Genomic DNA, 14,610 nt, shown 5'->3' with positions numbered 1-14,610 from the left:
TGTAAACGAAGTTAATCATATTTGCGCGGTTTTGGCAGTCCTTTTACAAATTATTCTGTTCAATAGGAATCAGTAAAGTAAAGGTTGTTCCCCGCCCCACCACTGAATCGACAAGAATCTTGCCATGGTGCTTAGCTACGGTGTTGTAGGCGATTGACATACCCAAACCAGTACCTTCTCCCACGTCCTTGGTGGTAAAAAATGGTTCAAAAATTTTCTCACGGACGTCGTCGGGTATTCCAATACCGTTGTCGGTAATACGTATATAAATATAGTTGCTATCTGCATGAATACCAGTCTCTATTTGCAGCTTGCCCCCAGGTTTGCTGTCAAATTTTTTGTTGATCGCGTATACGGCATTTGTCAAAATATTTAAAAAGACTTGATTTAGCTTGCCCGCGTGGCATTCTACCTTTGGCAGGTCACCATATTTTTTATCGACTTCGATCCCCTCACGCATCAGGCTACTTAAAATAACCATGGTCGATTCTAAACCTTCATTCAGATCTGCAAACTTGACGGTGTCCTCATCTACCCGGGAAAAGATTCGTAAACTCTTCACAATTTCTGCCGTTCGATATGCCCCATCATGCATTCCTTTTAACAGAAACTCTACCTCAGTCTTCAAATAGTCTATATCCAATTCATCTTTGAAAGATTTGATGCGCGCGCGCTTTTCTGCTAAAGACAGTGTTTCTTCAACGGCTATCTCTTCCACATAATCCAGAGTTTCCCAAACCATTTTGATATCACGCTTCAAAGGAGCAACATTGGATGTGACAAAATTTATCGGATTGTTTATTTCATGTGCGACCCCCGCCGTGAGCTGACCCAACGACGCCATCTTCTCCGCCTCCACTAGCTGAGATTGCGTTTCCTTTAGATGCTGCAAAGTGCTTTGCAACGATTCATTGGAGCTTCTCAATTCTGACGTACGCTCTTCGACTTTGGATTCTAAAAGTGCATTTTGCTCACGAATCAATCGCTCGTTTTCCAAGGAGATCGCCAGCTCCCGTGCCTGCGACATCTCCTTTTCCTGTTTTAACATATTGATGCTATAAGCCAAACCGAAAGATAGTAAAGCCATTTCTATCACGGAAGCAATTTGTACCGCATTGCTTGTGAAATCATTGTAATTTAAAATTCCGTAGTCCTTCAACAGGAATATTACGGATCCTATCAATAGGATCGTCCAACCAAAAACAAAGTATTTTGCAGGCCGGTAACCGCGTATCATTACTCTGTAAGATACGTATAACACAAAAATCGAAGCAAGACCTGTCGTCAGTTGCATAGCTAAAAACGCCTTCTGCTTTAGCCCGATGACAGCCAGTAGTGCGCTCAGAATGAATAGGACGATAAATACGCTAAACACACGACGTGCGGAATTGGCATTTCGCTTTAACTGTAAAAAAGCGTCGGCAAATAGCAGTGCGCTCAATCCGGATAAGCAGCCGAACAGCACAGGCCCTACCGAAGCGAAGCCCGGCCAATGCGGCCACAAATACTGAAAGCTATAACCTTTAATAGCCATTTGCGTAATCCCCGCGCAAACGACATAAATAACGTAATAAAGATATCCCCTATCGCGGACGGAGAAGAACAGAAAGAGGTTGTAGATGGCCATGATAAACACGATCCCTATATAGATCCCGCTAACTAAATTATCTTTATTTGTATGGAAGACTTGGGAAAGCCTCCCCCGGACGTACATGGGGAGGATAATTTGTTCAGTACTTCTAACTTTTAAATAAAATACTCGAGTGTCATTCTTGCGAATAAACACGTCGAATATGTAGCTTGGCATTTTGTACTTTCGATGGGCAAAAACTTCGTGTTCGCCAAGTTTGACATGCTCAAAATTCCCGTTTTCCAGCGGTGAATAGAGTTCCACCTCGTCCAATAACGGATAGGCTATTTCGAGAAGAAGTCTTTCAAGCTCACCGCCGTTTTTGACAGTCAAACGTAGCCACTTAGCGGTGTTAGAAATTCCCAAATTCGGAACCTCCGTGTCCACCCGTCTAAACGTATTCTCATGGAGAACTTCCGAAAGCGTTTCTCCGCTACCTGTATATAGACTTATTTCCTTTGTTACGTAGGGATCGTCATGCACACCATCAAACTGCAGTGATGAGTGTGTAGCACACGACGTTGCAAGGCATACTAGCAAAAAAAGTATCCAGTGTAAGAATTTCATGCTCCTGCGCTTATCTCGTTGCTTTTGCGATGACGATGTTCATAGAAGTTATAAAGAAACCCTCCTTGTCGGCAGCTAATAAGCCGGCAGAAAACTCCGCAACTTCCTGTTCTGTCAGAACATCCTGTTCGACCATCTCCGACAGGATCCTTTCCAAAAATAGATAGCGATTAGCTTCGTCCAGTGAACGAACCACCATACAATAGGTATCTATACGAATGTTTTTGAATGCATGCCGGGCAAGATCCGCTGTAAGTTTATTTCCTGCAAAGCCGTTGTTTACTTTGGTATCAACCAAATAATTGCGTATTTTTTGCTCCGTTTCTACCATGCCTGTATAAAGATTCAAGCTATTCCAAATCGTTTCAACAACCACAAATGGTGCTTCCGCATGCAAAACTCGATACACTTCCGCGAATGTGAGGTCTGGCTCTTGCAGATGTTGAACAACACGCTCCATCCGAATACCTGCGGCAGATTGATCCTCTAGCGGCAACTGATGCGTTTCGCCTTTTTCGAAACGAATATTATCGCGATCGGCAGCGTCGGCTTTCGCTTTATCAATAAGAACGGAGTCATGATCCACACCGATCACAGAGCACTTACCTTTCAACATGTCCGCTAGATTGATCGCATCCATACCGGTACCACAACCTAGATCAAGAATAACGCCCCCTTGTACATGCGCAAAAGGTTCATAAGATTGCATTTTAATATTCTTTAAAAAATCTCCGGTATCGCTGAGGTAGGCGGCACCATAGTGTTTTGCATCCGTCATAATATATTTAAGTTGGTATCGTCTGATTCGAGATCTTTTGGTGTGGACTTCAGGTTTTCAATAATCTGGTTTAAATCCCACTGACTCAGATTAGGTATATCGATTTGATAATGGATTTCAATCTCCTTGTTCCGTAAGGTTTCAATCCGCACAACATTTGAGTTGTTTCGTAAAGATGAGATAGCGTCTTTATTTTCTTGATCGGCCTCGCTTAGTGTATCCAGATTATGCATAATCATGACTGTTGCGATAAGATCCAATTTCGGATAGTAGAACGTGCCATTATTACCCACACTTGTATCGATTCGATATCCCACGCTTTCCGCCAATTTAACAGTATAAGGGGCACAAAGAGCAAACAGCGAGGTGATCCCGATTTGCGTGGCAATGGCTGCCCCCGCGCGCGTCAGGAAGATACTACCTATGCCGTACCCGGCTATCTCACGGGAGTTCCACAAACCACACCCCTCACCCGTGCCCTGTAAAGCATGGCGATACACTAACTCGTAAATATCCGAATCCATATTGCCCGTTGCCTGCTCAATCGGCAGCGGCTCACTTCCTCCGGATACATGTATCCGGACACCGCCAAATACGTTTTCCCCGTCCAATGATTCAACAATAAGTACGAAGGCCGCTGGATTATACATCCAGTCGTTCTTCGATGAGGTAACTTTTTGCACGCCTATAGCAGTTAAAACCCGCGCATGCCCCTCGATAAAGCGTTCACAGGTTTCTGGATCATCGATTGCGCGAAATGCGCGCAACCTCACTACCGGACGGCCATCTTTAAATATTAGTGCCACAAAGAAGGGTATTTAGTGTTCCAATGAAAAGCAAAGCTAATCATTAAAAACTAAACTCACTTCATCCTATACCGCAGAAAATGCTCCATGAACATTTTTTTAATAGTGTGTGAAAAAGCCTGTCATAGCTTGCTGTTGTGAGAAATTGAACAGCGCGTTGACATGGAAGACCCATAGATTATGTAAAAGATGATGGGAGGCTCTTGGCTGGAAATTAATCATGTTATTGTGACTTAGGACTTCAAGAGACTTATCGCCGTACAACTTTTCCTCGATCTGTAACAAAGATGCCTTTATAAGCTGGATATTTATGCAGAAGTTTAATGCCTGCTTTTAATCCCATCACCATAATGGAGGTGCTTAATCCATTTGCAAACTCGGCCGACGGCCCATAGATCGTAACACTGACCAGCCCGGTGCTCGGATATCCCGTTTTTGGATTGATGATATGCGCATACCTCTTCCCTTCAAATTCCACATACTTCTCATAGCTCCCTGACGTCGCTACAGCACTTTCCCGCAGTTTTAATAGCCTGATCATTTTATGCTGATTAAATGGGTTTCTCAAGCCAATCAACCAAGGATCCCCACCAAGTTGGTTTCCCCAGGTAGCGATATCGCCTGATGCATTTATCAAGCCACTGGTCACGCCACTTTTTATCAGGATACTGCGGCATCTGTCGGCAGCATAGCCTTTCCCGATGGAGCCAAATCCGATCTTCATACCTTCACGCGCCAAAAAAATTGTGCACGCATTGCTGTCTAAAATAATATCCTGAAAGCCTACCTTTTCAACCGACTTCTGAATTGCTTCTTGTGTCGGCAATCTTTCCATACTATCATCAAATCGCCATATCTTATCTAGTGCAGCAATACTAATATCGAAGGCGCCATCGGTTATTCTCGAAAAATAGAGGGCACGGACTGTTAAGTCAAAAACTTCTCGATCCACCTTTACAGGCTGCACGCCAGCATACCGGTTTACTTCCGAAATCTGCGTATGTGGTTGCCATTCAGAGATCAAATTTTCAATACGCTGCACCTCGTTGATAACTTCATCCAATCGTTTATTTGCAAGCGTGCTATCTTTTTCTACCAGCGCAAATTCAAACTTCGACCCCATAAGCGTCGCCTTCCGCGTTAACGTTACCTGCGCAAATGCATCTACCGATAGACAGAAATGTACAATAAAAACAGCGAGAATAACGTTAATCGGTTTGCTCATGATATTTCGTAAAACATTACAGCCTTAATAGCAATCTGCCAACAACTGGCCGCGCTGTTTATAGGTAGATAAGGACTGGCATTGATTTGCAATAAGAAGCTGCTCCAGCAGCGTTTCCACATCCTTTTGCATTGCTAACGAACCGCAGATCATTATAACACCGCCGCTTGCTAACAGATCCATAACGAAATGTGCATCCCGATGGATGAGATCCATTACATATTGCGACTCTTTTTCTCTGGAAAATGCCACCGCATAGCTACTCAGCTTTCTTTGCTTGATGGATTCATTGGCAAATACATTGTAATTTTCAGCCATCGCATTATTATGCCTGAAGCCCACATACAGATGCGCCGCAACGAACCGTGTATTGCTCATGATCATGCCAAGAAAAGGTGCTACCCCAGTTCCGTTAGCGATCATCAGTACATGATGTGCGTGTGCTGGAAAATGAAAATGTGCATTCATCAGAATTCGGGCGTTAATAGTCTTGCCCGGTTGCAGTCCATATAGAAAATTAGATCCCAACCCCTGGGGATGGAGTTTGACCAGCAAGTGCACAAGCCCCTCATGTGCACCAATAGAATAAAATCGCTCGTCGTTAGTGGCTGTTGGATAAACTCCTAAAAGATCGCCGGATAAAAAGCGTGTCTTTGAAACTGGCTTTAAAACTACTTTGAATGTTTGATTATCGTCTGTGACATTTGTCTTTTCGATAACCTTCATTTTTCTTAATCCCACTGTCTGCGATTGGTAAACGGCGGGGGTAGTATGCAGGACTATACCCGTTTTCTCAGACCAATTCGTCGCCCAAACGACGAATTCTTCCGCCGCTCTATTATTGACCGTGTTAACCGGCAACAAACGCTTAGCCCAGGATTGCTTCTCCAGCATAGCGTCTACCGCAATGGCGTATCCGCAGTAGTCCTCATACGATCGCGAACCAAACCCCACAACGGAAAAGTAAATTGCTCGCTGCTGGTCGCAAGAGCTCAGAAGCGATAGAAATTGGTTCGCATTCGTAGGTGCGTCTCCTAAACCAAAGGTTGAGGTCAAAAAAATAAAATGCTCGGCTTTAGGTAAAACCCGGTAATTATTCATCTCTAAGATGACAGATCGTTTACCCGCTTGGAGCAATTGATCGTGTATCTGATTTGCGAAAAAGACAGTGCTTCCGTTTTCAGATCCGACGAAGATCACAATTGAGCACTCTTCTGCCTTGTAGCGATTTTTGATTTTATTCCGTGTTCGTCTATAGGTAATGACAAAACCCGAATAGATAAACAATATAATATTTAAAGAGGCCACACCGAGCACTATTGCCAATAACATATGTGTTCTTCCGGTGTGCAGGTCCAAACTCCATTTTTCCAAAAGCACAGCGAAAGAAAATTTGGTCTCTTCCACCACATCGCCAGTAACCTGATTCACGGTGAAGTTTCCTTCTTTCGTCGACAATAAGAAAAATTCTTCCGGATCGTCTTCTATAAATGGAAACTCGACTTTCACCGTTTCGGCTAGTTTCGTCGTTTTAAATATTGTAAAATCTGCTAAAGCTTGCTGATCAGTGCTCCCTGCCTTCAGTTCTTTTTTTATCGTTAGCGGAGGCTGCTTAAACAAATCCATCCTAGCAAGAAATAAATAGGTGCCTGTCAGTGCGATCAGCAAGATGGGAAGCAGGCTCCAGCGCCCTGCGACAACGTGCAGGTATTGCGCCAAAAAATCACGATTTATCTTTGCAAAAAAATACCGCAGCCCCTTTTGTCGCTTCACAATCAATACAAACCCACTTACCGTAATCAGTAGCAGAAGAAAGGAGGCCGTGCCGACAATAATCCGCCCGGTTTCATGCAAGAATAGTGATCGATGCAGCGCTGTTACACCCTGGATAAAATTATTTTTCAACGTAACATCACCCAACTGCTTCCCTGTGTTAGGATCTACATAGGCCTTCACGGCATTTCCCTCCACGTCGAATGCATCGATCTGCACGAATCCATTATGATCGACTGACAAATCGATTATTTCCGTATAATGCTGGCGCATTACCGGTATAACATCTGCAAGGGCCAATTCTTCAAAATTCTGAACCTTATGGCCAGCTGTTTTTTCCAGAACAGCATCAAGCGCCAAAATGGCGCCTGTGATAGCAAGAATAAATAGAAATAGTGAAGATAGCACGGCGAGCGCCAAATGAGCATACCTCCATATAGATAAGGTCATTATTTATTAGGCTGATCGCGTTAAGGTGTCTTATTCAGCTTCACGAAACGAATATATCCCTTCCCTGTCGCGCGCGCTGTAATGGCCTCTGTCGTTAACGGGATTTCAACGTCCTGTACATGGTACTTTTGTTCTTCTACTGCCGACTCGAAACGCAGTTTATATCCCTTATTCAACTTCGCATCATCAATAACCAACGTACGCACCGCTCGATCACCTCCGCCAACGGAAGCACCTGTTACGGCACTCAACTTCTCTTTTGATTTTGTTTGAAATTTATACCATTCTTTCAACGTGTTGTACCATTGCTTATCTGTCCCCAACACAGAAAGAGTTTTTTCATAAGCACCACTGGGACTTATGAGAGATATGATAACATAGGCCGCTTCGCCCTCATAACTATTCATTTGCACCATGCACTTGTATCGGCTTGATTGCGCTATCGAATAATTGCCATACAATAAGGAGATCATCAACAATATTCCAATTTTCACTAACTTCATCATATCATTATTTTAGAAAATCCAATGAAACATTATTACTACTTAAAAATTCGTTTTCTTTGGCCAGGTCAAACGCAGTTTCCTCAAATTCCGTTTTGAGCTCTTTCTTCGCACCCAAGGCGATAAGCGATTTTAATACGGTGTCATCTTTCGCAACAAGCGCAGCCTTATGCAACGGCGTTGTGCCTTCACTGTCTTGCGCGTTTACATCCGCACCGAGTTCAGCAGCTTTCTTTACTAAAGAAGGGCTTTCTTTTGCCACTGCAATATGGAACAATGAACTTCCGTCTTTTTGGTTTTGAACAACAGAGAAGTTTCTTCCTTTAAAAAGCATAAGCTTTTCTTCAAAATCGTTGCCTGCTACGCCTCTACCGGCATTTGAAGGGTTTTGACTCATCTCTCTAAACGAATTAAACCAGTGATAAGCCAAATTTTTTCCATCTTTATCTAACACGTTGATATCTGCACCATTTTCAAGTAAAATGGAGGCAATCTCTGCCGAGCCGTTCGCAATAGAGCGAGTCAGGGCAGATTCCCCTTTGTCATTTTGTGCATTAACATGTTGCGCTTTTGAAAGAAGAAGTTTAACAAGCTCGGCGTCTCTTCCTGCTGCCGCGTTCATTAATACGGTGTTGCCCTCGTTATCAGCTTTCTCAAGGTCGACGCCTTTGTCGATCAAATAGTTTATAAGTTCCATATCTGGTCGTCTCACAAGCATATGGAGAATGGTAGCGCCATCCTTATTTATTGCTTTAGGATCTAACTTTAGCTCTTCAATCAAGTGCTTATAAACGGGTAACCCGTTGCTGGCTTGTCTAGAGCCTTGCGCAGCAAAGAACAGTGCGTTACCGGTCGGGCGCACACCTTTACTAATAAGTTTTTGTACCAGCTCCATATTGCCCAGCTTTGCAGCGTAGTCTGCAGCATTACGGCCATATTCGTCGGTAGCTTCAATGGAAAGTCCTTTCCCTATAAAATATTCTGTTATTGATAAGTCATTGTCGGAAGCAATAGCTAACAGTAACAAATTTGCTCCTCCATCATAGCGATGTTTTGGATCAACTCCGGCCGCAAATAACGCATCAAACACGGCGGTGTTTTTATTTCCGGTTGAAGCTGCGTAGGCCGCTATTGCATCACCATGACTATCTTGGTACTGCACATCGGAACCTTTGCTGATAAGGTATTCTACTAATTCTAGATTTCCACTGGACGCTGCCCAGTGTAAATAACTGCGGCTGTGGTGCGTTTTCTTGTTAACGCCATTACCTTCTTGCTCGATCAAAAACTGTATCACGTCGTTAGATGCTCTGTTCATGATAGCCAGTGACACCGGATCCCATGACGCCGCGTTCGGCTGAGAAGGGCTACTCCCGTTTTCAATCTCGGCTTTCACTTGAACCAAGGACGGTTTGGATTTCCAAAAGTCTGCAGTTAATAATGTAGTTTGCTGTGCTTTACCACACAGAGCGCTAAGCAATAGCGCCGACAAAATATATCTCCTTATCATACGAGCAAGTTAACTATTTAAACTAAATCTAAATTAAGGGCAAATATAGTAAAATCTCCTGCTTAAGATTATTTTTGGGGCTTTTATTCCCTATTGTTGACAAATATTTCTGAATATATCAGCACATGTTAGCGCAGATTTTCTCGAACCAACTGTTGTTGGCTTGAATCGTCAGCAAGGGAATAACAAAATTAAGGTCTTACTAGATTAAGTTTACGGTTTTGAACGTCTAGATCTGGGCGTGCGAGGAATATAGGCGTTTCAAAATAGATTAAAAAGAAATGGAATCGCTATTGGAACGACTGTATAAATGTCAAGCAAGTTTAAATAAAACGTAGATAAATGTTCACATCAACGTTCGTGTAAACTTTTCTTTACATATTTTTAAAAAATTCAATTTAGTAAAGCCTCATTAGCCTATGCTAAAAACAATCATCATCGAAGTTCGTTATAAAATTTAACGCGAATCTATTTTGACCGTAATTGGTGGCGCTGGGGTTCTTATTATTATTGTTACTTGGACGCATTTTAAACATCTTTTTCGTAATATTGGTGCACTAATTTGATTACGAGCTGGTTTTACGATTTTAACTAAACAAATATATTATTTACATATGTTAATAAGTATTGTGGATGATGATCCTGTCTTTCAGTTTTTATGCAGAACATACTTCAGCAATTGTTCGAGTGATGTGGAAATGCTATTTTTTAATAATGGTATGGAAGCTATGGAATATTTTTTGGACTCGAACAATGGCAGCCATCGTCTTCCTAAATTGATTTTAGTTGACATCAATATGCCAATTATGGACGGATGGGCGCTGCTAGAAAGCATGGAGGCCATGCCTATTTTTAGCGAGAGCCATGTGTATATGGTGAGTTCATCGATTGCGGCAGGTGATCGAGAACGAAGTCTTTCTAAATCATTGATAAAAGATTATCTGAAAAAACCGATCGATCCGACCGTTTTCGATAGCATATATAAAGCTGCATTGGAAATTTAGTACCGTGTCGATCATTCAAGACATAACTGCCAATATGCATGTTAGTAAAAAGACGGAAGCATTATGCCATTAAGAGAGATAAGACGGTTAAGAGCGTTAGATCGTTTCTTGACCATCCAGTTTGAAAATGAAAAAGAAGTTCGCGACTTAGTGCGGCTAGCTGCTGAAATATGTGAAGCTAAAATAGCATCTATCACCATCCTGGATACGGTATCACATCATTTTCGCTACAACTGGGGGCTCGAAATAGACGATGCAAAATGGAACGATTCGTTTTGTAACCTAACTATTGGTGGATATCAGCCTGTAATTGTACCCGATGTTCGTGTACGTCCCGATCTTGCGGAACACCCCTATGTGAAAGGCCATCCATACATTCGTTTTTATGCCGGCGTTCCTTTGTTAACACATGATGGACATCACGTAGGGAGTTTGTGTGTTTTAAATGATGATTGCCTTACCCTTTCAGAAACGCAACTGTCTATGCTGGGCATATTAGCAAAACAGATCGTTCAGCTTTTTGAACTGGAAGCGAGTATCATGTTGTTAAAAGAACAGCTGAAAGATGTACGCCTCTCGCAGATACAACTGAAGTCATTTTTCAATAGTAGATTGGTTTTACATTTATTATTAGACACGGAGTTTCGCATATTGAGCTTTAACAAAATTTTTAACGATCTGATTGTTAAAAATGTAGGTGTGGTACCCAAAGAGGGGGATGATATTCGTTTATATGTCCAGGAACATGTGGAGCCAGATTTTGTTGAACATTATAGTCGCGCAATCAGAGGTGAACGTTGTGTGCTTCAGATGGACTCTATGGATGAAGACGTGCCTCTTAACTGGTTAGTTCATTTTGAACCTGCTTTTGACCCTGATGATCGGGTAATGGGCGTGTCGTGCAATGCGCTCGATGTTACCCAAAAAATCGAACAGGAAGCACAATTGACGCTACAGAATGAGCACTTAAAGAAAGTGGCATTCTATCAATCACATGACCTCCGACGCCCAGTGTCTTCCATCTTAGGAATCGTCGAATACCTTAATGAAAAGCTTGGAGACCAAGTGCCTGAAGAACTGGAGATGCTTAAATTATGTACCCGCGAATTAGACGAAAAGATTAAAAAAATTGTAAATATCACCGATTTAACGAAAGACTAATACACAGCCTAACTTGCTTTGGATCGCAGTTGATCTTGGTTAGGCATCTTATAATCCGATGCCTCTGCGCGAAATCGTAAAGTAAAACAACTGCCGTGATTCAATTCACTCTCTACATTCAAAGACCAACCTACCTTCGCCAACAGGTCTCTACACAATGAAAGTCCTAGTCCAGCACCCACTTCATCTTTCGTACCAGTCTGACTGTTGACCGCTTCGCCGTTGCGCAAGTTCGTCAATCGATCTTTATCTATCCCCTTACCAAAATCTTGGACATAAAATCCAGCTACCTCATTATCTTCGGTTGAAATACCAATCTTGATTGATCCGCCCACTTGGCTATACTTTATCGCATTACTCAACAAATTGCGCAACACAAAATTGAATATTTCCACATTTCCGACCAGCATCATAGATGGTTCGACTTTACAATCTAACACCAGCTCTTTCGTCTTCAATTGTATTCCGAAAAGATCTCTAGCCACGCCTACTTGCTCTAACAAGGAAAAGGGTGTTACGGAATAATCTTTTTTTCGCAACTGCCCGGCCGTCCAAACCAAAACGTTATCCAACATTCCTTTGGATACACTTGCCTTGTATTTGATATCCGCGATCAGCTCTTTAAATTCCTTATCGCTCAAACCTAATGTTTCGACATGTTCAAAAAGGATTAGTAACTCTTGAAATGGAGTTCTTAAATCATGCGAGGCTAAAGACAGAATTTTCAGCTTAAAATTTTCAGCAGATAAAAGCTCTTTTTGCTGTTGTTCGATAACCGCGATATGGTCTTGCAATTCTCTATTCGTGTTGTAAAGATTAGTTCTTTCTACTAGCAATTCACGCTTACGTTTCAGTAAGTAGTATATTAAAAAACCTATAATAACTTTGCTGACAACGACTGCGGCGACCAGGACGTAAATAATTTCCTCACTTTTCATAGCTAATTTGGTAATAATAAGTCACAAAATTACGACACAAAAATAGTAATTATAACACTTCTACCAAACAATTTTAAGTGTAAAACAAGGATATAAGCAATAAAATATTGTCTCCACGCATGCGGTTAATTCAAAAAGAATAGTTATTGCAATGCAACAGGCAACACGATAAATGTTTGTAATACTAAACAGCGAAGTTTGACAGTGCTGATCCGTCAATCCACAAAAATGTTCTATTTACCAACTGTTCCGGAAGAACATAATTTTCGACAAGATTTTTGTCGACATTTCGCATGAAGGATTTGAGTTCACCTTCTTCTACAGACAATGCCGTGTAAATGGCCGACTCTTCCCGATAGTCTAGATCAGAACAAACAACATTTACCTCATTAGATTCGAAAAAACGGGCAGCATCGGCGGCTGTAAGCTTCAGTAGATTATTCGCCACGCGATCAAATTTTTTGAGCTCTGCCCGCAAGTGAAAGGGGTAATTATCGTATAAAAAGTCTTTATACAACTGCCTATTAGCTGTACGAAGTGCCAAATTTCGCACGATCAATCGCTCTGGATTAAACTCAAAATTGAATATTTGCGGATTTTCATAAAAACCGTAGATAGCATTAAAGCCCCATAATCTTTCTTTCCATTCCATACACTTAGAAAACAGTTAGCCAAGCAGATTGTTTTCTATAAATCACTGGACAATATAAAAGCTCCCCCTTACTGCCAAGAATTTTAAGGAAGTTTCACTCTTTGGAATAAATATTGTATATTCAATATTTTAACGTAATTTACGTTATTAAAAAAAGCTTTATTTACTAATTTTAAGGACATGCAACAAGGCAAAGTTAAATTTTTCAACGAAACAAAGGGATTCGGTTTTATTACACCTTCTAACGGAGGTAAAGACATTTTTGTACACTCTACAGGATTACTGGGCAATATTCGCGAAAATGATACAGTTGAATATGAGACTGAAGAAGGGAAAAAAGGAATCAATGCAAAAAATGTACGTGTAGTAAGATAATTTTTACGACCACAACGCTTAGTCTTGCTTAGCAAGGCTGTTAAAAAAAGCTCCCCAATACTGAAAGTACTGGTGAGCTTTTTTTATGGTTTGTCGCATAGGTCTGTGATTTCAGGTCGAATCAGTTGTAGAGTCCTCTATATTACTTAGCCAAGGCAAATATCAAATTATTCCATACACTCACCTTCCTGTATATTTCAGACGCGTCGCGGCAAGGCAAATACTTTTGTAAGGGTAATGTAGTTTCTAAACGGATTGTCCCTCGCTCAAACCCTTCCGCCGCATGCCGCGGCAAGGCAAATACTTTGTAGGGCAAAAGCATTCAAAACCCCGTCGCTTGAAACCTTTGCAGGGGAGGTTTGTGCTATGGCAAATGAATACATATTGCAAAGCTTTCGAGGCGACATTTCGTTTAACAATGGAAAGAAGCAATAAAGTATGGGAAACTTAAACTTTTCGCACTACGGATACACATTACGCAATACCCCTTCAAATGCGACATTTCGTTTAAAATTGGCAAATGCATTATAATAGCTCTTAAAAAATTTCTCACTACGCTATACGCATTACGCAGTACTATATACTACAACCTATTTTCATTACCCACTACTAATAAATCGAAAGACCAGCCGCATCAGCTCAAAAACCAGGTAACGGAATTTTACGTTTCATCAAGCGATGGTATCAGCGGAGTGCTGCCGTGGCCTTGTGGGTATGGGCAGGCATGAGATTATTTCCCGAAATCCAATCTAAAAGGATTTTGGGATGTCATCTAGCCTGATAGGCAGCCTTTCGCTGCGGGTTGGGTTGTGTGCAAGATCGCCTCGATGAAACAAAGATTTTTTGTATACTTTTTCATCTGAAAAAGTATGGCCCAGTCCCGGCTAGGGACAAGCGATCTGCCGCATGCCGCGGCAAGGCAAATACTTTGTAGGGTAATGTAGTTTCTAAACGGATTGTCCCTCGCTCAAACCCTTCCGCCGCATGCCGCGGCAAGGCAAATACTTTTGAAGGGCAAAAGTATTCAAAACCCCGTCGCTTACTTTTGTTGCATCCTTATTAGATAGTGCGAAGGCAAATGACTACAGACGCAACAAAACTGATGCGACATTTCGTTTGAAAATGGGAAGAAGCGATAAAATAAAGGAGATATAAACTTCTCGCACTACTGCATTTTGAACAGTTTGCCCATCGCACAACCTTTCCGCCGCATGCCGCGGCAAGGCAAATACTTTTGT

The 14,610-nt window shown here is 41.8% G+C and carries 12 protein-coding genes; 3 read left to right on the top strand and 9 right to left on the bottom strand.

The window, feature by feature from the left end; translation table 11 throughout:
* Nucleotides 1-43: 43 nt before the first annotated feature.
* The 7 genes from DI53_RS16165 to DI53_RS16135 form a co-directional block, all read right to left on the bottom strand.
* Nucleotides 44-2,197 (bottom strand): sensor histidine kinase, encoded by a 2,154-nt coding sequence (locus tag DI53_RS16165; protein WP_037502117.1) that lies wholly within the window; start codon nucleotides 2,195-2,197, stop codon nucleotides 44-46.
* 10 nt (nucleotides 2,198-2,207) lie between these two features.
* On the bottom strand, nucleotides 2,208-2,975 hold the full coding sequence (locus tag DI53_RS16160) for a methyltransferase domain-containing protein (protein ID WP_037502112.1): 768 nt from the start codon (nucleotides 2,973-2,975) through the stop codon (nucleotides 2,208-2,210).
* The gene (locus tag DI53_RS16155; protein ID WP_037502105.1) at nucleotides 2,972-3,781 is read right to left on the bottom strand and encodes a hypothetical protein; all 810 of its coding nucleotides are present in this window, start codon (nucleotides 3,779-3,781) and stop codon (nucleotides 2,972-2,974) included. The genes DI53_RS16160 and DI53_RS16155 overlap by 4 nt, the downstream gene beginning before the upstream one ends.
* A 250-nt stretch (nucleotides 3,782-4,031) precedes the next feature.
* Nucleotides 4,032-5,006, bottom strand: a complete 975-nt coding sequence (locus DI53_RS16150; RefSeq protein WP_052072489.1) for an FAD:protein FMN transferase — start codon at nucleotides 5,004-5,006, stop codon at nucleotides 4,032-4,034.
* 24 nt (nucleotides 5,007-5,030) lie between these two features.
* Entirely contained in the window at nucleotides 5,031-7,229 is a 2,199-nt protein-coding gene (locus tag DI53_RS16145; protein WP_037502102.1) for a PepSY domain-containing protein, read from the bottom strand.
* Nucleotides 7,230-7,249: 20 nt separating this feature from the next.
* Nucleotides 7,250-7,735: a DUF2271 domain-containing protein gene (locus tag DI53_RS16140; protein WP_037502098.1), complete on the bottom strand. Its 486-nt coding sequence runs from the start codon at nucleotides 7,733-7,735 to the stop codon at nucleotides 7,250-7,252.
* 4 nt (nucleotides 7,736-7,739) lie between these two features.
* Nucleotides 7,740-9,242: an ankyrin repeat domain-containing protein gene (locus DI53_RS16135; protein ID WP_241462454.1), complete on the bottom strand. Its 1,503-nt coding sequence runs from the start codon at nucleotides 9,240-9,242 to the stop codon at nucleotides 7,740-7,742.
* Between the two features lie 614 nt (nucleotides 9,243-9,856).
* Between DI53_RS16135 and DI53_RS16130 the strand changes: the two genes are divergently transcribed.
* Together DI53_RS16130 and DI53_RS16125 are read left to right on the top strand one after the other, a co-directional pair.
* On the top strand, nucleotides 9,857-10,246 hold the full coding sequence (locus DI53_RS16130; protein ID WP_052072488.1) for a response regulator: 390 nt from the start codon (nucleotides 9,857-9,859) through the stop codon (nucleotides 10,244-10,246).
* A gap of 63 nt (nucleotides 10,247-10,309) precedes the next feature.
* The gene (locus tag DI53_RS16125) at nucleotides 10,310-11,407 is read left to right on the top strand and encodes a sensor histidine kinase (RefSeq protein WP_037502095.1); all 1,098 of its coding nucleotides are present in this window, start codon (nucleotides 10,310-10,312) and stop codon (nucleotides 11,405-11,407) included.
* Between the two features lie 8 nt (nucleotides 11,408-11,415).
* Here the strand turns inward: DI53_RS16125 and DI53_RS16120 are convergent, their stop codons facing one another.
* Both DI53_RS16120 and DI53_RS16115 read right to left on the bottom strand, forming a co-directional pair.
* Complete coding sequence (locus DI53_RS16120) at nucleotides 11,416-12,345, bottom strand: sensor histidine kinase (protein WP_037502092.1); 930 nt, start codon at nucleotides 12,343-12,345, stop codon at nucleotides 11,416-11,418.
* 184 nt (nucleotides 12,346-12,529) lie between these two features.
* A complete protein-coding gene (locus tag DI53_RS16115) occupies nucleotides 12,530-12,997 on the bottom strand; it encodes a hypothetical protein (protein WP_037502089.1) in 468 nt (155 codons plus the stop codon).
* A 180-nt stretch (nucleotides 12,998-13,177) separates the two neighbouring features.
* Between DI53_RS16115 and DI53_RS16110 the strand changes: the two genes are divergently transcribed.
* Nucleotides 13,178-13,372 (top strand): cold-shock protein, encoded by a 195-nt coding sequence (locus tag DI53_RS16110; RefSeq protein WP_037502086.1) that lies wholly within the window; start codon nucleotides 13,178-13,180, stop codon nucleotides 13,370-13,372.
* The last annotated feature ends 1,238 nt before the right edge of the window (nucleotides 13,373-14,610 follow it).

It is taken from the genome of Sphingobacterium deserti (assembly GCF_000757725.1).
Lineage (GTDB): Bacteria > Bacteroidota > Bacteroidia > Sphingobacteriales > Sphingobacteriaceae > Sphingobacterium > Sphingobacterium deserti.
This window is presented reverse-complemented; position numbering and strand designations above follow the sequence as displayed.

Coding starts and splice junctions, on each gene's coding strand:
- DI53_RS16110 (WP_037502086.1), top strand. CDS start 13,178: ATGCAACAAGGCAAAGTTAAATTTTTCAACGAAACAAAGGGATTCGGT.
- DI53_RS16150 (WP_052072489.1), bottom strand. CDS start 5,006: ATGAGCAAACCGATTAACGTTATTCTCGCTGTTTTTATTGTACATTTC.
- DI53_RS16160 (WP_037502112.1), bottom strand. CDS start 2,975: ATGACGGATGCAAAACACTATGGTGCCGCCTACCTCAGCGATACCGGA.
- DI53_RS16125 (WP_037502095.1), top strand. CDS start 10,310: ATGCCATTAAGAGAGATAAGACGGTTAAGAGCGTTAGATCGTTTCTTG.
- DI53_RS16135 (WP_241462454.1), bottom strand. CDS start 9,242: ATGATAAGGAGATATATTTTGTCGGCGCTATTGCTTAGCGCTCTGTGT.
- DI53_RS16145 (WP_037502102.1), bottom strand. CDS start 7,229: ATGACCTTATCTATATGGAGGTATGCTCATTTGGCGCTCGCCGTGCTA.
- DI53_RS16120 (WP_037502092.1), bottom strand. CDS start 12,345: ATGAAAAGTGAGGAAATTATTTACGTCCTGGTCGCCGCAGTCGTTGTC.
- DI53_RS16115 (WP_037502089.1), bottom strand. CDS start 12,997: ATGGAATGGAAAGAAAGATTATGGGGCTTTAATGCTATCTACGGTTTT.
- DI53_RS16140 (WP_037502098.1), bottom strand. CDS start 7,735: ATGATGAAGTTAGTGAAAATTGGAATATTGTTGATGATCTCCTTATTG.
- DI53_RS16130 (WP_052072488.1), top strand. CDS start 9,857: ATGTTAATAAGTATTGTGGATGATGATCCTGTCTTTCAGTTTTTATGC.
- DI53_RS16165 (WP_037502117.1), bottom strand. CDS start 2,197: ATGAAATTCTTACACTGGATACTTTTTTTGCTAGTATGCCTTGCAACG.